This window comes from Streptomyces phaeofaciens, assembly GCF_014648915.1.
Lineage (GTDB): Bacteria > Actinomycetota > Actinomycetes > Streptomycetales > Streptomycetaceae > Streptomyces > Streptomyces phaeofaciens.
In genome coordinates this window covers 421,426-441,651 of sequence record NZ_BMSA01000003.1, presented here as the reverse complement: position 1 = coordinate 441,651, position 20,226 = coordinate 421,426, and the positions used below count along the sequence as shown (strand labels likewise).

Genomic DNA, 20,226 nt, shown 5'->3' with positions numbered 1-20,226 from the left:
TTTCTGCGAGGAGGGAGGTGGGAGGTGGGAGGTGGGAGGTGGGAGGGGGGAGGACGGGAGGGGGGAGGACGGGAGGGGATCGGCATCCGGGGTCAGGTCCCGTCGGGGTCCGGGGCCGGGTCCGGGCCGGTCGTGATCGTGATCTTCTCGGCGAGCCGTTCCGCCAGCGTGACCGCCGCCGTGGTGTCGGAGGCCGTGACCAGCACCTGGCCCACGCGGTCCCAGCTGGCGCCCAGCGGACGGACGGCCCCGCCCACCGGAACGGCGACGTCCACCCCGATGACGCCCTCGTGCGCCCGCACCTCGTCCACGCCCTGGACTCCGGTGACCCGGCCCGGCTCGCAGGTCAGGAAGCGGGTCGCGGCGGCGGCACGGGCCGAGGGCGCCCGCTCGGGGGCGGTCAGCACCCCGCCGGCCCAGCCGACGGTGAACGACTCGATGTCGAAGCCGTACGCCGCGTCCACCAGTTCCATGATCCGGTCGCCGCCGGGCCGACCGTGGGACTCGATCACCCGTGGCCCGCCGGGCGTCAGCTTCACCTCGGTGTGCGCGGCACCCTCCCGCAGCCCGACGGTGTCCAGGAACTCCTCGGCACAGGCGCGTACGGCGTGGTCGTCGGCCGGGGCCAGCCGGGCCGGCAGGGCGTGGCCGGTCTCCACGAAGGTGGTGTGCGTGGCCTTCTCGGTGACCGCGAGCAGCAGATGCCGTCCGTCGAAGGTGAACGACTCCACGCTGTACTCGGGCCCCTCCAGATACTCCTCCATCAGGAAGTCCCCGACGGGGAAGTACGTGGCGAAGGGATGCCCGGTGCTGCCGCGCAGCCGGACGATCGACGCCCAGGCGTCGTCGATCGCGTCCGGACCGTCGACCCGGCGCACCCCGAAGCTGGCGGCCGCGTCCACCGGCTTCACGATGAACGGGTAGCCGTGCCGGGCGCCGAACGCGCCGAGACCGGCGCGGTCCCCGGCCACGGCCGCCGCCACCGCGCCGGGCCGCCCGGCCAGGTGCGCGCGCATCGCGGCCTTGTCGCGCATCAGCCGCGCGCAGTGCGGGCTGTTGCCCGCGAGGCCGAGCGCCTCGGCGACCCGGGCGGCCGGTTCGACCCCGGGCTCGGTGATGGTGGCGACGCCGTCGAAGCCGTACACCTGGTGCGCGGCCGTGACCAGCGGGCCCAGCACGGACCAGTCGGTGTAGTCGACGAGCAGGGCCGCCTCGACGAGTTCGGCGTGCTCGGGCCGGTACTCCTCGGGCCGCTGCACGTTGACGACCCGCAGGCCCAGATCCCGGGCCTTGCGGACGGTCTCCACCCGGCCGCCGATCACCAGGACGGTTCGCGGCCGGGCGGGCACGTTCTCACCCACGTGTGTCTCTCCCTCAGTCCATGGCCGGCTGCTGTTCGGCGGCGACCGGCGCCCCGGCGGCCCCGGTGGTCGCGGCCAGCCGCCGCTCGCCCCACTTCACGACCGGCACCATCGCGAAGCCCGCGGCGGCGAACAGCGCGCCGAGCAGGATCCAGCCGGGGGCGCCCCAGTAGACGAGGAGCCCGGTCAGCGCCAGCGGGCCGACGATCTCCGCCACGGTCAGACCGGACCCGAAGAACGCCTGGTACTGGCCGTGCCGTCCGTCGGGGGCCAGCCCGAAGCTGATCTCCCAGGTGCCGGCCATCTGCGCCATCTCGCCGACGGTCTGCACCCCGGCCGCGGCGATCAGCAGCAGCACCGCCGACCACGCCGAGCCGCCGCTGCCGGAGAAGGCGAACACCACACAGCCGGCCCCGAGCAGCAGCCCGCCGCGCACCACGTACCGGGCGGCGCTCGTCAGGTCGGTCACCCCGCGGGCCACCCGGACCTGGAAGACCACCACGGCCAGCGTGTTGAGCACGAACATCACCGACAGCACCCACTTCGGGGCCTCGGTGTGCCCGACGATCCACAGCGGCAGCGCCACGTCGATCAGCGGCACATGCAGCACCAGGACCAGATTGAGCAGGCTGACGGCGACATAGGGACGGTCCTGGAACACCGACCGGCCCTTCTCGTCCTTGGGCGCCGCAGGCGTGGGCGCGACCGCGGGCGCCCGCATCAGCACCAGGGAGGCCACCGCGAACCCGCACGCGTTGAGCGCGAAGGCCGCCAGATACGCCTCGCGGGTGTCGAAGAGCAGCACGATGCCACCCAGCGCGGCGCCCACCGACAGGCCCGCGTTGTACGAGGCCTGGAGGAACGCGCGGACCTTCGTCAGCTGCTCCTTGGGCACCACGCCCGCGAGCAGCGCCTGCTGGGCCGCCGAGCCGCTGCGCTGGCCGACCGCGTACAGGCTCGCCGCCAGCACGAACAGCGGGAAGGAGCGCACGACCAGGTACGAGCCGACGGCCGCCGCCGCGCAGAGGAAGAAGAAGGCGGCGGTGCCACGGGCGCCCCGGCGGTCGGTGACATGGCCGAGCGGCACGCCGAGCACCAGCGCCACCGTCCAGGCGATGGTCAGCCCGAGCCCGAGCCGGGCCGCCGACAGGCCGACGACCTGGGTGAAGAACAGGGCGGCGGTCACGTAGTAGGCGCCGTCGCCGGTCCGGCTGATGAGCTGGGCCAGGGCGAGCGTGCGCGCGGGCCCGGGAGGGGGGACCAGGCTCTTGATCATGAGACTCCTCGCGGACCCGCGAACCGCGCGGGCCGCCGTTCGTTGATGGCGGTCAGGCTCCCGGTGCGAGGGCGCCGAGCCCCTCCACCGCGGTTTCCAGGTGGGCGGGTTCGTGCGTCGCCGACAGCGCGAAGCGGATCAGTCCGGTGCCCTTGGCGACGGTCGGGAAGAACGCGGGCAGCACGAGGATCCCCGCCCGGCGCAGCCGCCGGGCCGCCTCGAACGCCGACGCCTCGGTGGCGAACAGCGCGCCGCGGATGGGGGAGCGCTGCCCGGCGTTGACGAGCCGGCCGTCGGTCAGCTTGTCGAACAGCTCGGCGTTGGCCCACAGCCGCTCCTGGAGCGCGGCCACCTCGCCGCTCAGGTGCAGCCGGGCGGCGGCGACGTCGGCGGCGAGCAGCGGCAGCATGATCGAGTGCCCGAAGACCAGCGGGTTGGCGAACTTGCGCAGCACCCGTACGTCGTCCTGCCCGGGCAGCACCACGAAGCCGCCCGCGCCGCCGAACGCCTTGGACAGCGAGCCGACCAGCACCACGTTGTCCGGCAGCCCGGCCGAGCCGAACGCCTCGTAGGCGTACCCGGCGCCGTTCGGCCCGTCGATGGACACGCCGTGGGCGTCGTCGACGTACAGCAGCCCGCCGGCCGAGGCCAGGGTGCGGGCGAGGGAGACGACATCGATCAGACCGCCCATCGAGCCCACGCCGTCGACCAGGGCGATCGGTGTGCGGCCGCTCGCCCGTGCCTCCGCGAGCCGGGCGTCGAGGGTCGCCGGGTCGGCCAGGTCGAAGCGGTGCACCGGGCCGAGCTGCTCCAGCACGCCGCGCAGCACCTGCATCGAGGCGTGGGCGGTCTTCTCGACGAGGAACACCGGCCCCCGCGCGGAGACCGGCCAGCCGGGCAGCGCCGAGGTGCCGAGCAGCGGCAGCACCCCGAGGTGCACCGTGCCGACCGAGGTGAACGGCACGACCGGGCGGCCGCCGTAGATCTCGCCGAGCAACTCCTCCAGCTGCCCGAGATACACCGGGCGCATCCGGTTGCGGGAGGAGGAGAAGTGCGCGCCGAACCGGCCGAGCGCCTCCTGCGCGGCCGAGACCAGCGCGGGGTGCTGCTCCAGGCCCAGGTAGGAGCAGGAGACGAACTCCACGGCACGGCTGCCGTCCTCCAGCTCCACCTCCTTGCCGTCCCGCCCGGTGATGACATGCCCGGTCAGCCCCTCGTCGAAGGCGCGGTCCAGGGAGTCGGTGGTCTTTCCGATGCGGGCAGCGACCCAGTTGGCGGGCCGGGCGACGGCTTCCGCTCGCGCGTCGGCGGTCATACGTGGTTCTCCTCGGAGACGGGAACGGGGACTGAAACGGGAACGGGGCCTGTGGGCCCGGCGGGACCGGCGGGCCCGGTGGCCGCGGCGGGTGTCGGCAGGTGCGCGAACATCTCGGCGCACAGGTCCCGGAAGTCCGGCAGCCGGGTGCCGAACACATCGGACAGGTTGTGCAGATAGCGCTCGAAGTCGGCCTCGCCGCCGTCGGCGACGATCCTGCGCAGACCGTCCACCCCGTGCCCCAGAGCCTCCCGGGCCCGGTCGGCGAGCGGGTTGGCGGACTGGATGTCCCAGTACACCTCGGGCGTGCCGGAGGCGATCCGGGCGAGCAGCCCCAGCAGTGCCGCGTGCGGCGGCGGGGCGACGGCGGCCAATTCCTCGATGTCCGCGCCGAGTTCGGCCAGCGCGTGACCGAAGGCGAGCACGGTGGCATGGGTGAGGACCTGGGAGGCGGCGGCCAGCCGGTCGTGCCGGTCCGCGTCCATCTCCACCACCCGTCCGCCACCGGCGGCGACCAGGCCGAGCAGGTCCCGTACCAGCGGGCCGTCGTGCAGCACGACGGCGGCGACCGGCCGGCCCCGCAGCCCGAGGGAGGGCGCGAACATCGGGTTGAGCCCGACCGTCTGACGGCGGCCCTGCAGCCGGCCGGCGGCGGTCGCGACCCGGCCCTTCACCGACAGCGTGTCCGCCAGCAGCGCGCCCTCGGCGAGCACGCCGTCCAGCGCGGGCAGCGCGCCCAGCGCCACCGGCTCGGGTACGGCGAGCAGCAGCAGATCGGTCCTGGCGAGTTCGGCGCGCAGGGCGCCGGAGGGTGCGGTGATGTCGCCCTCGACCCAGTGCGCGCCGGGCGGCAGGGCGGCCGGGGCCAGGGGGTCGGCGACCCTGACCTCGGCGCCCGCCGCGGCGAGCAGCGCGGTGAACAGATCGCCCACCGCACCGGATCCCCCGGCGACGACGGCGTGCCGGATGGTGCCGGCCGGCCTCGGTTCCTGACGGCCGCTCATGCGCGCACCGCCCCGCCGGCCGTCAGCGTGGCCGCCATCGCCCGGGACTTCACCAGGGTCTCCTCGAACTCCTCGACCGGGTCGGACAGCGCGATCACGGCCCCGCCGACCCCGAACGACGAGCCCTCGGGGGTGGCCACCAGGGTCCGTATGACGATGCTCAGGTCCGCGGCGCCGTTCAGCGAGAACCAGCCCAGCGCCCCCGAGTACACCCCGCGCGGGCCCTCCTCCAGCCGGTCGATGATCTCCATGGTGCGCAGCTTCGGCGCACCGGTCATCGAGCCGCCGGGGAAGCAGGCGCGCACACAGTCCACCGCCGACACGTTCCGGCGCAGCGTGCCGCGCACGGTGCTGACCAGCTGGTGCACCGGCGGATAGGTCTCGACGTCGAAGAGCTTCGGCACATGGACCGAGCCGACCTCGCACACGGTGTTGAGGTCGTTGCGGAGCAGGTCCACGATCATCAGGTTCTCGGCGCGGTCCTTCTCGCTGGCCCGCAGCCCCTCGCGCAGCGCCGCGTCCTCCTCGGCACTCGCCCCGCGCGGCCGGGTCCCCTTGATCGGCTTGGACTCGGCGACCCCGTCGGTGCCGATGGTCAGGAACCGCTCCGGGGAGGCGCTGAGCACGGCCACCCCGGGGAAGTCGAGCAGCGCACCGTACGGGACGGGGCTGATGCCGCGCAGCACCCGGTAGGCGGGCAGCGGATCGAGGACGGTGTCCGTGGCGAAGCTGTTGGTGAGACAGATCTCGTACGACTCGCCGTTGCGGATCTCCGTCAGGCACTCCCCGATGCGCTCCAGGTACTGCTCGCGGCCGTGCCGCTGGGTGAGCGCGGCTTCGGCGAGCGAGGGCGCGGAGGTCAGCGGGCGGCGCTGCCGGGGCGTCTCGGCGGGGAGCAGCTCCAGCCGGGCGGCGGTGGCGTCCAGCCACTTCACCGCGTCCGGGTCGTCGGCCGTGGTGCCCAGGGCCAGCAGGTAGGTGCTGTGCTCGGCGTGGTCGACGACGACGGCGCGGTCGGCGAACAGCAGCGCCGCGTCCGGCGTGGGCGAGGTGTGCACGGCGCTGGCACCCGCCTCGGCCTTCAACTCGTAGCCCAGGTAGCCGACATAGCCGAGGGAGAAGGAGAACGGCAGGGTGTCGTCGACGGGCAGGGCGCGGGCGCGCACCTGCGCGTCGAGGTAGTCGAAGAAGCCCTGTGCCAGCCTCTCGTCGGGCCGCCCGGCCCGCTCCACCCGCACGGTGCGGGTGTCCACCTGGTAGGTGACGTACTCGGCGTGGGGGCCCGAGCCGTCGCCCAGCACGGAGAACCGGGCGTCGCCGTCGCCGTGCGAGGCGCTGTCCAGCCAGAAGCCGTGCGGGCCCCGGGCGAACAGCTCACCGTAGGCGGCCTCGGTGTCGGGCGCGCACTCCAGCCGGCGCACGTGCAGGTGGTACGGCGCGGAGGCGGCCGGTGCCGGGGCCGCGGCGCGCTCGCGGCGGGACAGGCTCAGGTCGCGGAAGTTGGCGAGCAGCTCGCGGCCGTACTCGCTGGAGATCGACTCGGGGTGGAACTGCACGCCCCACACCGGCTCGGTGCGGTGCCGCAACCCCATCAGCACGCCGTCCTCGGTCCAGGCGACGCCCTCCAGTTCGTCGGAGAGCGCGGTGACCGCGAGCGAGTGGTAGCGCACGACGGAGAACGGCGAGGGGAGCCCCGCGAAGAGGTCCTGGCCGGTGTGGCGGACCCGGGAGACCCGGCCGTGCATCGGCTCCGGCGCGTGCTCCACGGTGCCGCCGAACAGTCCGGCGATGCCCTGGTGACCCAGGCACACCCCGAGCACGGGCAGCCCGGAGTCGCGGATCGCGCGGGTGCTGACGCCGAAGTCCCGCTCCCGGTCCGGGCGTCCGGGGCCCGGGGAGATCACGATGTTGTCGTAGTCCCCGGGGTGCAGGGCGGCCCAGTCGACGTCGTTGCGCACCACGGTCGGCGGCTGCCCGTTCACCTCGCCCAGCAGCTGGTAGAGGTTGTAGGTGAAGGAGTCGTAGTTGTCGACGAGGAGCGTGCGCACGGGGCGCACCGCGTGGGGTACGGGGTTCTCGCTCATGCCTGCTCGTCCGCGCCCGTCCGCCGCTCGGTGGGCGGCCCGTCGATGACGAGGTCCTCGACGCGGCAGGTCTCCTCGATGATCAGGTCGTAGAGCCGGCGCAGGAACGTCCCGTCGATGCCGTTCGCGGCACCGAAGCGGGCCGCGCGCTCCTGGACCACGCCGATGCGGTGCGGCTGCATCATCGGTACCGCGTGCTCCCGTTTGTACTCGGCGATCCGCACGCAGATCTCGATGCGGTCCCTGAGCGTGTCCAGCAACCGCAGGTCCGTGCGGTCGAGTTCGTCGCGCATGCCGGCCAGACCGGCTTCGGCGGTCGAGGTCGTCGTCATGCCACTGCCTTCCTGAATGTCGTGGTGTATCGGGGGCGGTCCTCCTGGTCGCGGTGGCCCTCGGCGTCGTCGAAGGCACCGGACGCGGCGAGCAGGACCGGGAGGACGTCGATCTGGGCGTCGCCGTGCTCGATCGCCAGGGCGCCCCCGGGCCGCAGCAGCCGGGCGGCGCGGCCGACGACCTTGCGGATCACGTCGAGCCCGTCCGTTCCGCCGAAGATCGCCTGCCGGGGGTGGTGCTCGCCCCACTCCGGCAGCAGCTTGGTGCCCACCGGCACGTACGGGGGGTTGGCGAGCACCAGGTCGGCCCGGCCGTCCAGGTGCGCGAGCAGCCCCGGGTCGCCGACGTCCCCCGCGTGCACGGTGACCGGGGTGTCGCCGGCCGCCGCCCGGTCGGCGGCGTTGCCCCGGGCGCACGCCAGCGCCGCCGGGTCCAGGTCGACGGCGTGCACCTCGGCGTCGGGGCGGGCGTGGGCCAGGGCCAGGGCGAGCGCCGCGGAGCCCGTGCACAGGTCGACCACGACCGGCGCCCGGGTGCCGGCCAGCGCCGACAGCCCCCAGGCCAGCAGGCGTTCGGTGGGGAAGCGCGGGACGAACACGTCCTCGGTCACCGTGACCTCGATGCCGCCGAGCCGGGCCCGGCCGGTGAGGTGCCCGAGCGGGATCCGCGCGGCCCGCCGGGCCACCAGCGCGCGCAGCTCGCGCACGGCGTCGCCGGGCACCGCGCGGCCCGTGTCGAGGGCGCCCGCGGGCACCCCCAGGACATGGGCGGCGAGCGCCTCGGCGTCCGCCCGCGGACTCCACACCCCGCTCGTGGTGAGGGTGCGCTCCGATTCCTCGAGCAGGTCCTGGAGGAGGAGTTCTTCGAGTGGCTGTGCCACCACCGTGGGTCGGTCCTTTCGAACGACACGCGGCGCGGGGCGCACCGGGGTGCGGTGCGCGCCGTGCCGTGCGGGGAGTGGGGGGTGGGGGAGTCGCGGGCGGAAGGTCAGCCGGCCGCCGCGGCGTGGCTCGCCGCGTAGTAGTCGCGCAGCGCCTGGGCCAGCGAGGGGTGGATGCGCGAGGAGGCCAGCAGCTCCGGCGGCGGGGTGAAGGCCGGGTCGAACTCGTCCGCGATCCGGGTGTACGCCACGCGCAGGTAGTGCTCGATGGTGAAGGGCCACTCCACGGGCACGGTCCAGTCGGACTCGTAGCCGGTCGCCAGCATGTGGGTGACGGTGGTCTCCACGATCTCGGCGCGGCTGAACGGCTGGATCGGGGCGCGCACCGGGCCGAACAGGCCCAGGTCGATGGAGGTCTCCTCGCCGAGCAGGGCGGCGGTCATCTCCCGGGCCAGCAGCGGGGTGAGGGTGAGGCCGTCCCGGTAGGTGCCGGTCATCATCCACAGCCCGTCGAGGCCGGTCTCGCCGAGCAGCGGCATGCCGTCCAGGGCGACGGGCCGGTTGCCGACCTGGATCTTCCGCAGCCCGCTCTCGCCGAGGTTGCGGCGGATCTGGCGGTTGCCGCAGTTCAGCAGGAACAGCACGTCGGAGATGAGGGCGGTCTCCCGGGGTTCGGGGGAGATGATGTTCGTGGCGCCGACGTAGACCTGTCCGGAGCCGCGCGGCACGACGTGCAGACCGCAGGCGAAGGCCCGGTTGGGGGTGCGCAGGACGCTGCGCGGCGAGGTGCCGTCCTCGGTGTCGACCAGCGCCGAGACGCCGTAGCCGCTGATCAGCCGGGGGATGCGGGCGGCCAGTTCGGGCACGGTGTCCAGCACCGTCTGGGTGGCCGCGCCGGCGGCGAGCACCACCTGGCCGGCGCTCAGCACCGTCCCGGACTCCAGCTCGACACCGCGCACCCGGCCGCCGCCCTGGTCGACACGCGTAGCTTGTTCGGCGATCAGGGTGCCGCCGGCGGCGAGGAACGCCCGCTCCAGGCGCACCAGCAGCTCATGGGAGTTCACCGCGTGCTCGTTCGGCAGGAACATCGCCTGGAGCGGACGGGCGGTCGGCTCGGCGTCCAGCCACTCGACGTCCTCGGGGTCGACGTCCTCGTACTTCTCGCCGTACTCGACGAGCGCGGTGCGGATCGCCTTGTAGTTCTGGGTGTCGATCTCCGGCAGGCCCACGGTGTTGAGCAGGACGACGGTGCCGTCGGCGGTCAGCAGGTCGCTGCCGTCGCCGTCGCCGTCCGGGGCGAGCCCCGCCAGCCACTCGGGCCACAACTTGCTGGCCTGGTAGGCCCAGTCGAGCTTGGTGCGGCCGTACTCGCTCTTCAGCAGGGTCGTGGTGACCTCGCCGAAGGTGCCGATCATCGCGCCCGCGGCCGACGAGGCGGCTCCGGGCCGGTGCGGGCGGCCGAGTACGGCGACGCGTATGCCGCGGCGGGCGAGGGTCAGGCCGAGGGACAGGCCGAGCGAGCCGTTTCCGACGACGACGACATCGTGCGGGCGGTTGTCCTCGGTGGGTGTTGCGGGCACCAGGGTGGTCCCTTTCCGGATCGTGGGGGTGGAGAGCGCGCGGTCGAGAGGTGCGGTACGCGCAGGTGGCGGCGTACGGCGTCGCGCAGCGCGCACAGCCAAACACACGGTGTCGCCCAGGCCAAAGGTTTTAGCTGGCGCTAAAGACGGGGATCGCGGCGGGCGCGTTCCACGCTCAGGCCGCGCGTCCCCACGGGGCCACGGCACCCCGGACGAGGCCCTCGCCGGCCTCCGTCAGGGAGTGCTCGACACTGCGCCCGACCCGCTTGCTCGTGACGAGGTTGCAGTCGCGCAGCACCGCGATGTGCTGGCTGATCGCGCCCGGGGTGACGTTCACCTCGGCGGCGAGCCGGCTCGTGGAGGACGGCACCAGCAGGGCCTGGAGCACCGCGGCGCGGACCCCGCCGAGCAGCGCGGCCAGCGGGCTCGGCCGGTCCGAGCGCAGCCCGTTCCAGAACTCGGCCGCCTCCGGCCGGGGGTAGACGATCATCGGCTGGAGCGGCGGCAGCATGGTCAGCACCTCGGGCCCGCAGAACACGCTCGGCACGAGGACCAGTCCCTCCCCGCCGAGTTGTTCCTGGAAGTCGTAGGCGCTGCGCACGGTGATCCGGTCGTTGCGCCAGCCGACCCGCTCGTGCAGGGAGGAGAACATCGGGGCCGCGCCGGAGCCCTCGATGACGTGCATCCGGGAGCGGATGTCGGACTGGAGCCCGCTGTGCAGATGCCGCCAGCACGGCTCCAGGGCCAGCTTCCAGTAGGCGTCCAGCAGTTGGGTGATCTTCGCGATCGCCCAGGCCGGTTCGTCGAGCATCCGGCGGTGCAGGGGAGCGGCCTCGCGGCGCCAGTCGGCGGGTGTGCCGGGGTCGTTCGCCATCCAGGCGACCTCCCCGACGAAGTGCTCCAGCGGGGTCTCGCGCACCACGGCCAGTTCCTCGGCGACGTTCGCCGGGCCGGTGCCGGGGGCCGGGGTGAGGAAGTCGGGGACGTAACCGGTGGGCGGGATCACGGCCCGCAGCGGGCGGATGTCGAGGGTCTTCAGCCGGGCCCACACGTCGTCGACCCAGGGCTGGTGCTGATGCCGGCGCCTGCGGTCGGGTGAGAAGAGCATCCGAATGCTGTACACGCACTCCCCGAGGGGCGACAGCGAGAAACGGATCCTCGCGACGTCCTCGGGGGTCGGTATGTAGCAGATCACTGATGCCGTTCCCCTCGACAGTCCAGGCGGAACCGACCGTACCGGCGTACTGTCGGTTGCCCCGCCGGTCGTGCGGTGGCGATCGTTCCGCTCAGCCTCAAGAGCCTAAGGGAAGCCGATCGGCTCCGTCAGCGGGACAGGAACGACGAGCATCACGTTTACCGGGGCTGCTCGGGCCCCAGCCGCCACCGCACCTCGCCGTCCTGGATCTCCGCGGTCGGCGCGAGTCCGGCGGCCCGGGCCACGGCGGCGGACGCGTGATGTCCGGGATGCACATGCGCGACGACCGTCCGGACCCCCTCCTCCCGCAGCCGTGCGACGAGCCCGCGGGCCGCCTCGGACGCGAGACCGCGCCCCTGCCAGGGCGTACCGACGACCCAGGCGATCTCGGCGCGGTCCCGGCCGGGTCCGTCGACGGTGGCCTGGACGGTGCCGGCCAGCCGGCCGTCGTCCCGCGCCCGCAGCACCCAGTTGCACCAGGAGACGGCGGGGTCGGGGGAGCCGGCGACGAGCCGGGCGTAGCGGGTGCGCAGGGCGTCGGGGGTGCTGGGGGAGCCGCCGACGAAGGTGTGCAGGGCGGGGTCGGAGAGGACCGCGGCCATCTCCTCGGCGTGCTCGACGCGCAGAGGAAGGAGGTCGAGGCGGGCGGTACGGATCGGTCCGAGGCGCACGACTGCTCCCGAAAACACGATCAGGCGGTGACCTTCCTTCCGGAAGGTCACCGCCTGATCACTCAGGGTGAGTGACGGGACTCGAACCCGCGGCATCCTGGACCACAACCAGGTGCTCTACCAGCTGAGCTACACCCACCACGACCGGCGCTGGAACCTTGCGGCTTCCTGACCGGCCGAGAAAAAGTGTACAGGGTCCGAAGGGGTGCTCGCGCCCGCCTTTTACCGGGCGGTCACGACGTGCTTCGCGGCGATGGTCCGGGCGGTGTCGGAGTCCGGTCCGGGCTGCGGCACGAAGATGGCCTCGCGGTAGTAGCGCAGCTCCGCGATCGACTCGCGGATGTCGGCGAGGGCGCGGTGGTTGCCGTTCTTCTCGGGGCTGTTGAAGTACGCCCGCGGGTACCAGCGGCGGGCCAGCTCCTTGACCGAGGAGACGTCCACGATCCGGTAGTGCAGGTAGTCCTCGAGGGACGCCATGTCCCGGGCGAGGAAGCCGCGGTCCGTGCCGACGGAGTTGCCGCACAGCGGCGCCTTGCCGGGCTCCTTCACATGCTCCCGGACATAGGCCAGCACCTGCTCCTCGGCCTCGGCGAGGGTGGTGCCGCCGGCCAGCTCCTCCAGCAGCCCGGACGCGGTGTGCATCTGGCGCACCACGTCCGGCATCGTCTCCAGCGATCTGGCCGGTGGCCGGATGACGATGTCCACCCCCTCGCCGAGGATGTTCAGCTCGGAGTCGGTGACGAGGGCGGCCACCTCGATGAGCGCGTCGTCGGACAGCGAGAGGCCGGTCATCTCGCAGTCGATCCACACCATGCGATCGTTCATGCGACCACCCTAAAGCTGACGTCCCCTTTTCCGGTGCCCCGCGCAGGGGCGGACCTCCCCGGGGGCCCGGGACGGAGGGGAACGGAAAAGGGCGGCGGGGCGAAAAGACGCCCACACCGCCCCCGGTTTCCGGAGTCCTACAGTCCGCTGCGCTGCCCCGGCACACCGGCCCGGGCGGCGTACGCCTCGCGGGCGTGATCCGACAGGCCGGGCGACGAGCCCAGCGCGCTGGTCGTCGCGGCGGTCCGCCGCAGCTGCGGCGGCACCGGTCCCGGCGCTTCCTGATGCAGCCCCGCCGGAGCGGGCGGCGGCGACGGCTCCGGGTCCGCCGTCCGCTCACTCTGCGGACGCCGCGCCCGGTACGCCGCCCGGTACGCCGCGGGCGACGAGCCCAGCTGCCGCCGGAAGTGCCCCCGCAGCGCCACCGGCGAACGGAAGCCGCAGCGCCCCGCGACCTCGTCCACCGAGTAGTCGGACGTCTCCAGCAGCCGCTGCGCCTGGAGCACCCGCTGGGTGATCAGCCACTGCAACGGCGCGCTGCCGGTGAGTGACCGGAAACGGCGGTCGAACGTACGGCGGCTCATATAGGCGCGTGCCGCCAGTGTCTCCACGTCGAACTGCTCGTGGAGGTGTTCCAGCGCCCAGGCGACGACCTCGGCCAGCGGGTCGGCGCCGATCTCTTCGGGTAAAGACCGGTCGAGGTAGCGCTCCTGACCGCCCGACCGGCGCGGCGGGACCACCAGACGCCGGGCCAGTGCGCCCGCCGCCTCGTTGCCGTGGTCCGTCCGCACGATGTGGAGACAGAGATCGATTCCGGCCGCCGTGCCCGCCGACGTCAGGACGTCGCCGTCGTCGACGAACAGTTCGCGTGGATCCACGTGGACCGACGGGTAGCGCTTGGCCAGCGTCGGTGCGTACATCCAGTGGGTGGTGGCCGGGCGGCCGTCCAGCAGACCCGCGGCGGCCAGCACGAACGCGCCGGTGCACAGGCCCACGATGCGGGCTCCCTCTTCATGCGCCCGCCGCAGTGCGTCGAGCGCGTCCTCCGGTGGCGGAGAAGTGATCGAACGCCAGGCCGGTACGACGACCGTGCCCGCTCGCGAGATCGCTTCCAAGCCATGCGGCGCGGTGAGTTCCAGGCCCCCTGTGGTCCGCAGCGGGCCGTCCTCGCCGCCGCACACCAACAGGCGGTAGCGCGGCACGCCGGCGTCCTGGCGGTCAATCCCGAACACCGACAGCGGAATGGAACTCTCGAAGATGGGGCCGCCGCTGAACAGCAGCACCGCGACGATCTCCTTGCGGCGTCGCCCGGAAAGCTTCCGGGCCGCGGCTTCCGGCGCGGCAGTGGAGTCGTGGCTCATACTGCTAAGCCCCCCTCGGTGGTCGCGGCTCCTCGGTTGTGTCGCTCCTGCACGTTTCCCCTCGGTCCTGCACGAGTCCCCCGCCGTAGACAGTCAAGATCGAATCTACTGTGTCGCGTGATGCCGGCGTGGCCAGTTCAGCACCCGGCAGATTGTCGACTTGGCAACTTGGCGTGAAGCATTCGATCACGAAGCGTTGCACTCGTGGGCCGTGCAGGGAAGTGCGCCTCGTCGCGGTGGCCAATCCCCGTAGGGTGCGCAGGGTCCCCGAGGCCCTTTCCTCGCAGGTCGGACGGGGGGTGGGGGGTGGTTACGGCAAGGGATGCGCAAGGAACGGAAGTTGGCTGAAAACCAACGTGCGCGTGCGTGAAAACCGGTCAGCCGACCGGTGAGTTTCCCCCGGAGTGACGACCGCCACGGTGGGACCCCGTTCCGGTGCTCTGACGGCGCCCCCGGTGGGCCGCGCAGGGCGCGTGCGCCTCGGTGAGCAACCGGGCCGCGTACCGCTCGGACCGGCGCAGCAGGAGCCGGCAGACGGCCGTGACGGCGGCCAGGCCGAGGGTGGTGCCGGCTGCCCCGGCCGGCGAGGTGCCGTACCAGAGGAGGACCACCGGGACGAGCGCACAGCTGAAGGCCGCCCAGCGGATCAGGTCGGTGGACCGTTCGTCGCCGGGGCGGCTCTCGGGGTCGGTGCGGGGCGTGTGCATATGGCGGGCTCCTCCCCGAGGCGGTGGCACACGGGGTTCAACGCGTGTTCGAGCAGTCGGTCACTCGGTGAGTCGTCCCGGATTGCGGGAGCGCGGTCGGCGGCGCCGCCCGGAGGCCGGCGGGAGGTGGGTCGGGAGGAGGGTCGCACGGGTGCCCGGGAGGCTGATCGAGGGCGCCGTCGAGGCGGCGTAAGGGCATCCTGTGCAAACCGCCTGTACGGGGCAGCAACCATTGCGTTACGGGCGTCCGCTCGTGCATGCTCCCTGGAACCCCCACCGAGGATGCTCGGGATCTGGGCGGTGGAGGCGTGGCGCCGTACCCTTGGGGGTATGGGGTTGGGAAGACAATTCCCGGACACAGCTCCGCCGCTCACTGCCGTTCAACCCACATAAGGATCGATTCGCTGAGACAGCCATGGCCGGTCACGAATTCTTCGAACCCGAAGGCCGCAAGCGGCCCGTCGCCGACCCCACGGCGGCCGAGCCCCTGGCGGCGGAAGAGACACGTCCCACCTGCGATCCCGCCTTCAAGCACGGCGTGGTCGTCGGTTTCGACGGCTCCACCTCCAGCGAGCGCGCCCTCGCGTACGCCATCGGCATGGCCCACCGTTCCCGCGCGGGCCTGATCATCGTCCATGTCGCCAACCGGCTGCCCACGACCGTGTGGGCGGGCTGCGAGCCGCCGGTCTTCGTCGACGTGCCCGATCACCGCACCGAGGTCCTCGGGCTGGAGCTGGCCTGCGCGGAGTACCTGGCCGAGGTGCCCTGGATCCTGGTCGAGCGCGGCGGTGACATCTGTCACGAGCTCGAAGAGGTGGGGCGCGAGTACGAGGCCGACGCGATCGTCGTCGGCTCCACCCACGGCCTCGTGGGGCGCATCTTCGGCTCGGTCGCGGGGCGGCTCGCCAAGCGGGCGAAGCGGCCCGTCATCGTGATTCCCTGAGGCTTCCTCAATTCCCTTGGTCCGGTGTGCGAATCGTTGTGCGCGCGGAGGTGTTTGTGCCCTTGTGAAGGGCATATATCGGTCACCGCGCACTGCATCACCGTATGAAGGGAGCCCGCCGTGGACAATGACGTCTCTGCGGGAAGCACCACCACCGTCGTCGGCCGACTCGCCCTGGGCATCACCCTGTTGGCGTTCGGACTCGGGTACACCGACCTGATCGACGGCGTGACGGCGGCGGACGCCGTATCCATCGCCCACTACGTCGGCGGCGTCGCGCTGTTCGTCGTCGGCCTCTTCGCCCTCCGCGACCGCGACACGGCCGACGGAACCGCGTACACCGTCCTCGGCGCGTTCTGGTTCACCTGGGCCGTCTCGGCCGGGAACCAGGTCTCCGACAACGCGGCCGGGCTGTTCCTGCTGCTCTTCGCCCTGGTGGCGCTCTCCCTGACCGCCGCCGGCGGTGACCAACTCACCCGCGGCACCTACGGGTTGTTCCTCGTCGGGCTGGTTCTGATGGCCGTCGCCCGCTTCGCCGACAGCGACTCCCTCACCCAGGTCGGCGGCTGGTTCGCCGTGGCGGCGGGAGCGGCGGCCTGGTACGCGGCGACGGCCGCGATGGCCCACTGGCCCACGGCACTTCCGCGACGGGCTGCCGGCCGGGGTGTGACGGCCACCGGCTGATCGGCAGCCGAGGCCGGGGAGTTGGGCTCCCCCGGCGACATGAGCGGACCCCCCGTGACAGGTGGCGTCACGAGGGGTCCGTTCTGGCGTCCGGCCGGCCGGGGCGTGCCCCGGCCGGGGGGAACTACTCGACCGTGACCGACTTCGCCAGGTTGCGCGGCTTGTCGATGTCCCGGCCCAGGGCCTTCGCCGTGTAGTAGGCGAGGAGCTGGAGCGGGATGCCCATGAGGATCGGGTCCAGCTCGTCCTCGTTCTTCGGGACCAGGATGGTGCGGTCGGCCTTCTCCTGCTCCTGGTGCGCGACCGCGATGATCCGGCCACTGCGGGCCTTGATCTCCTCCAGGGCCGCGCGGTTCTTCTCCAGCAGGTCGTCGTTCGGGACGATCGCGACCGTCGGCAGCGCGGGCTCGATGAGGGCCAGCGGGCCGTGCTTCAGTTCGGAGGCCGGGTACGCCTCGGCGTGGATGTAGGAGACCTCCTTGAGCTTCAGGGAGGCCTCACGGGCGACCGGGTAGCCCCGGACGCGGCCGATGAAGAGCATCGAGCGGGCCTCGGCCAGCTCGTCGGCCAGCTTCTGGATCTCCGCCTCCTGCTCCATGATCTCGGCGATCTGGCCGGGCAGCTTGCGCAGGCCCTCGATGATCCGCTTGCCGTCGCGGACCGAGAGGTCGCGGGTGCGGCCGAGGTGCAGGGCGAGCAGCGCGAAGGCGACGGTGGTGTTGGTGAAGCACTTCGTCGAGACGACGCACACCTCGGGACCGGCGTGCACGTACACGCCGCCGTCCGCCTCGCGGGCGATCGCCGAGCCGACCACGTTGACGACACCGAGGACCCGGGCGCCCTTGCGCTTCAGCTCCTGGACGGCCGCCAGCACGTCGTAGGTCTCACCCGACTGGGAGACGGCGATGTAGAGGGTGTCGGGGTCGACGACCGCGTTGCGGTAGCGGAACTCCGACGCCGGCTCGGCGTCCGCGGGGATCCGGGCCAGCTCCTCGATCATCTGGGCGCCGATCATGCCCGCGTGGTACGAGGTGCCGCAGCCGAGGATCTTCACCCGGCGGATCTGGCGGGCCTCCCGGGCGTCCAGGTTCAGCCCGCCGAGGTGCACGGTGGAGAAGCGGTCGTCGATGCGGCCGCGCAGCACGCGGTCCACGGCGTCGGCCTGCTCGTGGATCTCCTTGTGCATGTAGGTGTCGTGGCCGCCCATGTCGTACGAGGCGGCCTCCCACTCCACGGTGGTGGGCTCGGCCGTCGTGCGGGTGCCCTCGGTGGTGTAGGTGCGGAAGTCGTCGGCCTTGAGGGTGGCCATCTCGCCGTCGTCGAGCGTGACGATCTGGCGGGTGTGGGCGACCAGCGCGGCGATGTCCGAGGCGACGAACATCTCCTTCTCGCCGATGCCGAGGACGACCGGGGAGCCGTTGCGGGCGACGACGATCCGGTCCGAGAAGTCGGCGTGCATGACGGCGATGCCGTACGTGCCCTCGACGACCCGCAGGGCCTGGCGGACCTTCTCCTCGAGGGTCTCCGCCTGGGAGCGGGCGATGAGGTGGACGAGGACCTCGGTGTCCGTCTCGGAGAGGAACTCGACGCCGTCCGCCTCCAGCTTGCGGCGCAGGTCGGAGGCGTTGTCGATGATGCCGTTGTGCACGACGGCGACGTCGTTGTCGGCCGACATGTGCGGGTGGGCGTTCACGTCGGAGGGGGCGCCGTGGGTGGCCCAGCGGGTGTGGGCGATGCCGGTGGTGCCCTTGAATCGCGCCGGGACCTTGGCCTCCAGGTCACGGACCCGGCCCTTGGCCTTGACCATCTTCAGGCCGGCGGTCTTCGGGGAGGTGACGACGATGCCCGCGGAGTCGTAGCCGCGGTACTCCAGCCGCTGGAGACCCTCCAGCAGCAGCGGAGCCACATCACGCTTCCCGATGTATCCGACGATTCCGCACATATATACGTATCCCCAAGCTTTCTGGTCACCCGTGGGTGATTCACCCGTAGACGATGCGCCGCAGCTGCCGGAGCGTGAGCTCGGGCGGGGCCACCGCACGGTATTTCAGGTCCGCCTCGATCCGTTCGAAGATCTCCGCGTTCACCAGGCCCTGGGCCTGGAGTTCGCGGTGGCGGCGACGGACGTAGTCCTCGGTCGTCTCGTCGAAATAGGCGAGCACGTCCTGGATCACCCGCAGCGCCTCGCCCCGCTGGAGGGGCGTGGACCGCATCAGATGATCAACGAGTTCGTCGTGCACCCGGTAGATCCTGAGGTACCGAAGCCGGTTTCGCAAGAATCCTGCCCGATTTCGGGCAGCACCCTGTTAAGGGTCCTTGGGACAACATTGAATGTGTTATGAGCGCCTGTTCGCGAACCGTCCATATGGCGTCTTGCGCCCCGTCGCCCGAGGCGACGAGTTTCAGACGTCATGGACACACCTCGCATGGGCGTACCCGACGAGCTCGCCGCGCGCATGAGCATGGCCGAGCAGCACGAGTACCTGCGCGCACGATTCTCCCGCCGGACGATGATCAGGGGCGGGGCGGTCACCCTGGGCGCCGTCGCGGGCGGCGCCTTCGTCACGGGCGCCACCGCCCAGGCCGTCCCCGGAACCGTCACGGGCACCGGCACCGCCGCCCGCACCGAGAGCGTCGACGGCGCGTTCGTCGCCCCCTTCGGCCGCCACCTCGCCTACGGCAACGACCCCCGCACCGAGATCACCGTCTCGTGGCAGGTGCCGGTCGCCGTGCAGAAGCCCTTCATCCGGATCGGCGCCCACCCCTGGGACCTCTCCCGCAAGATCGAGGCGGAGGTGCGCACGCTCCACACCCCGGCCGGTGTCGGCGCGAGCGGCGACCACACCCAGTACTACCTGCACGCCGCGCTCACCCACCTGCGGCCGGGCAGGACGTACTACTACGGCGTCGGCCACCAGGGCTTCGACCCGGCCGAGGCGCACCTGCTGGGCACCCTGGGCACCTTCACCACCGCCCCCGCCCACAAGGAGCCCTTCACCTTCACCGCCTTCGGCGACCAGGGCGTCAGCTACCACGCCCTGGCCAACGACAGCCTGATCCTCGGCCAGAACCCGGCCTTCCACCTGCACGCCGGCGACATCGCCTACGCCGACCCGGCCGGCCAGGGCAAGACCTCCGACACCGTCTTCGACGCGCGCACCTGGGACCAGTTCCTCGCCCAGACCGAGTCCGTCGCCAAGTCCGTGCCGTGGATGGTGTCGTACGGCAACCACGACATGGAGGCCTGGTACTCGCCCAACGGCTACGGCGGCGAGGAGGCCCGCTGGAACCTCCCGGACAACGGCCCCGACAAGGCCAACCTCCCGGGCGTCTACTCCTTCGTCCACGGGAACACGGCGATCATCTCGCTGGACCCCAACGACGTGTCCTTCGAGATCCCGGCCAACCTCGGCATCTCCGGCGGCACCCAGACCACGTGGCTCGAGGCGCAGCTGAAGAAGTTCCGCGCCTCGAAGGACATCGACTTCGTCGTCGTCTTCTTCCACCACTGCGCCTACTGCACCTCCACCGCGCACGCCTCGGAGGGCGGTGTGCGCCAGGAGTGGGTGCCGCTGTTCGACACGTACCAGGTGGACCTGGTCATCAACGGCCACAACCACCAGTACGAGCGCACCGACGTGATCAAGGGCGGCCAGGTCACCAAGAAGCTCCCGATCGGCGGCACGGCGTACCCGGAGACCGAGGGGGTCGTCTATGTGACGGCGGGGGCGGCCGGCCGCAGCCTGTACTCCTTCACCGCCCCGGACTCCTACGAGGGCCACGAGAACGAGGTCGAGTCCGTGGCCTCCTTCGTCAACCTCAAGGGCGGCAAGCAGAACGAGACCGTCACCTGGTCGCGCGTCCGCTACCTGAACTACTCCTTCCTGCGCGTGGACGTCACCCCCGCGCCGAAGGGCCACCACACCACCCTGACGGTCCAGGGCATCGCCGAGACCGGTGACCGGATCGACCACTTCACGGTGGCGCGCAGGGCGAAGTAGGCACCA

The 20,226-nt window shown here is 72.2% G+C and carries 18 protein-coding genes and 1 tRNA gene; 3 read left to right on the top strand and 16 right to left on the bottom strand.

From position 1 onward, the window contains the following. Positions 1–92: 92 nt before the first annotated feature. The 14 genes from IE275_RS08815 to IE275_RS08750 form a co-directional block, all read right to left on the bottom strand. Entirely contained in the window at positions 93–1,361 is a 1,269-nt protein-coding gene (locus IE275_RS08815) for an ATP-grasp domain-containing protein (protein ID WP_189709450.1), read from the bottom strand. Positions 1,362–1,374: 13 nt separating this feature from the next. Then, positions 1,375–2,637, bottom strand: a complete 1,263-nt coding sequence (locus IE275_RS08810; RefSeq protein ID WP_189709448.1) for an MFS transporter — start codon at positions 2,635–2,637, stop codon at positions 1,375–1,377. A 52-nt stretch (positions 2,638–2,689) separates the two neighbouring features. After that, positions 2,690–3,952 (bottom strand): aminotransferase class I/II-fold pyridoxal phosphate-dependent enzyme, encoded by a 1,263-nt coding sequence (locus IE275_RS08805; RefSeq protein WP_189709446.1) that lies wholly within the window; start codon positions 3,950–3,952, stop codon positions 2,690–2,692. Continuing rightward, the gene (locus tag IE275_RS08800) at positions 3,949–4,956 is read right to left on the bottom strand and encodes a prephenate dehydrogenase dimerization domain-containing protein (protein ID WP_189709444.1); all 1,008 of its coding nucleotides are present in this window, start codon (positions 4,954–4,956) and stop codon (positions 3,949–3,951) included. Before IE275_RS08800 ends, IE275_RS08805 begins: the two co-directional genes overlap by 4 nt. Then, positions 4,953–7,040: an aminodeoxychorismate synthase component I gene (pabB, locus tag IE275_RS08795; RefSeq protein ID WP_189709442.1), complete on the bottom strand. Its 2,088-nt coding sequence runs from the start codon at positions 7,038–7,040 to the stop codon at positions 4,953–4,955. Before pabB ends, IE275_RS08800 begins: the two co-directional genes overlap by 4 nt. After that, entirely contained in the window at positions 7,037–7,372 is a 336-nt protein-coding gene (locus tag IE275_RS08790) for a chorismate mutase family protein (protein ID WP_189709440.1), read from the bottom strand. Before IE275_RS08790 ends, pabB begins: the two co-directional genes overlap by 4 nt. Then, a complete protein-coding gene (locus IE275_RS08785) occupies positions 7,369–8,256 on the bottom strand; it encodes a N5-glutamine methyltransferase family protein (protein WP_229870160.1) in 888 nt (295 codons plus the stop codon). Before IE275_RS08785 ends, IE275_RS08790 begins: the two co-directional genes overlap by 4 nt. A 104-nt stretch (positions 8,257–8,360) precedes the next feature. Further along, complete coding sequence (locus IE275_RS08780; RefSeq protein ID WP_189709438.1) at positions 8,361–9,833, bottom strand: NAD(P)/FAD-dependent oxidoreductase; 1,473 nt, start codon at positions 9,831–9,833, stop codon at positions 8,361–8,363. A gap of 175 nt (positions 9,834–10,008) precedes the next feature. After that, positions 10,009–10,941 (bottom strand): ArsR/SmtB family transcription factor, encoded by a 933-nt coding sequence (locus IE275_RS08775; protein WP_189709436.1) that lies wholly within the window; start codon positions 10,939–10,941, stop codon positions 10,009–10,011. A 245-nt stretch (positions 10,942–11,186) separates the two neighbouring features. Beyond that, on the bottom strand, positions 11,187–11,699 hold the full coding sequence (locus tag IE275_RS08770) for a GNAT family N-acetyltransferase (RefSeq protein WP_229870159.1): 513 nt from the start codon (positions 11,697–11,699) through the stop codon (positions 11,187–11,189). 66 nt (positions 11,700–11,765) lie between these two features. After that, positions 11,766–11,838 (bottom strand) — tRNA-His (locus IE275_RS08765). Between the two features lie 83 nt (positions 11,839–11,921). After that, entirely contained in the window at positions 11,922–12,524 is a 603-nt protein-coding gene (orn, locus tag IE275_RS08760) for an oligoribonuclease (RefSeq protein WP_189709432.1), read from the bottom strand. A gap of 137 nt (positions 12,525–12,661) precedes the next feature. After that, complete coding sequence (locus IE275_RS08755; RefSeq protein WP_189709430.1) at positions 12,662–13,885, bottom strand: helix-turn-helix domain-containing protein; 1,224 nt, start codon at positions 13,883–13,885, stop codon at positions 12,662–12,664. 377 nt (positions 13,886–14,262) lie between these two features. Continuing rightward, positions 14,263–14,592: a hypothetical protein gene (locus IE275_RS08750; RefSeq protein ID WP_189709429.1), complete on the bottom strand. Its 330-nt coding sequence runs from the start codon at positions 14,590–14,592 to the stop codon at positions 14,263–14,265. Positions 14,593–15,007: 415 nt separating this feature from the next. On the opposite strand from IE275_RS08750, the gene IE275_RS08745 reads away from it, so the two are divergent. Both IE275_RS08745 and IE275_RS08740 read left to right on the top strand, forming a co-directional pair. Then, on the top strand, positions 15,008–15,535 hold the full coding sequence (locus tag IE275_RS08745; RefSeq protein WP_189709427.1) for a universal stress protein: 528 nt from the start codon (positions 15,008–15,010) through the stop codon (positions 15,533–15,535). A 120-nt stretch (positions 15,536–15,655) separates the two neighbouring features. Then, positions 15,656–16,219, top strand: coding sequence for a GPR1/FUN34/YaaH family transporter (locus tag IE275_RS08740; RefSeq protein ID WP_189709425.1), 564 nt, complete (start codon positions 15,656–15,658; stop codon positions 16,217–16,219). A 124-nt stretch (positions 16,220–16,343) separates the two neighbouring features. Here IE275_RS08740 and glmS read toward each other — a convergent pair whose 3' ends face one another. Together glmS and IE275_RS08730 are read right to left on the bottom strand one after the other, a co-directional pair. Next, positions 16,344–18,161, bottom strand: coding sequence for a glutamine--fructose-6-phosphate transaminase (isomerizing) (gene glmS, locus IE275_RS08735; RefSeq protein WP_189709423.1), 1,818 nt, complete (start codon positions 18,159–18,161; stop codon positions 16,344–16,346). A gap of 40 nt (positions 18,162–18,201) precedes the next feature. Then, on the bottom strand, positions 18,202–18,459 hold the full coding sequence (locus IE275_RS08730) for a hypothetical protein (RefSeq protein ID WP_189709421.1): 258 nt from the start codon (positions 18,457–18,459) through the stop codon (positions 18,202–18,204). A 186-nt stretch (positions 18,460–18,645) separates the two neighbouring features. On the opposite strand from IE275_RS08730, the gene IE275_RS08725 reads away from it, so the two are divergent. After that, positions 18,646–20,220, top strand: coding sequence for a purple acid phosphatase family protein (locus IE275_RS08725; protein WP_189709863.1), 1,575 nt, complete (start codon positions 18,646–18,648; stop codon positions 20,218–20,220). The last annotated feature ends 6 nt before the right edge of the window (positions 20,221–20,226 follow it).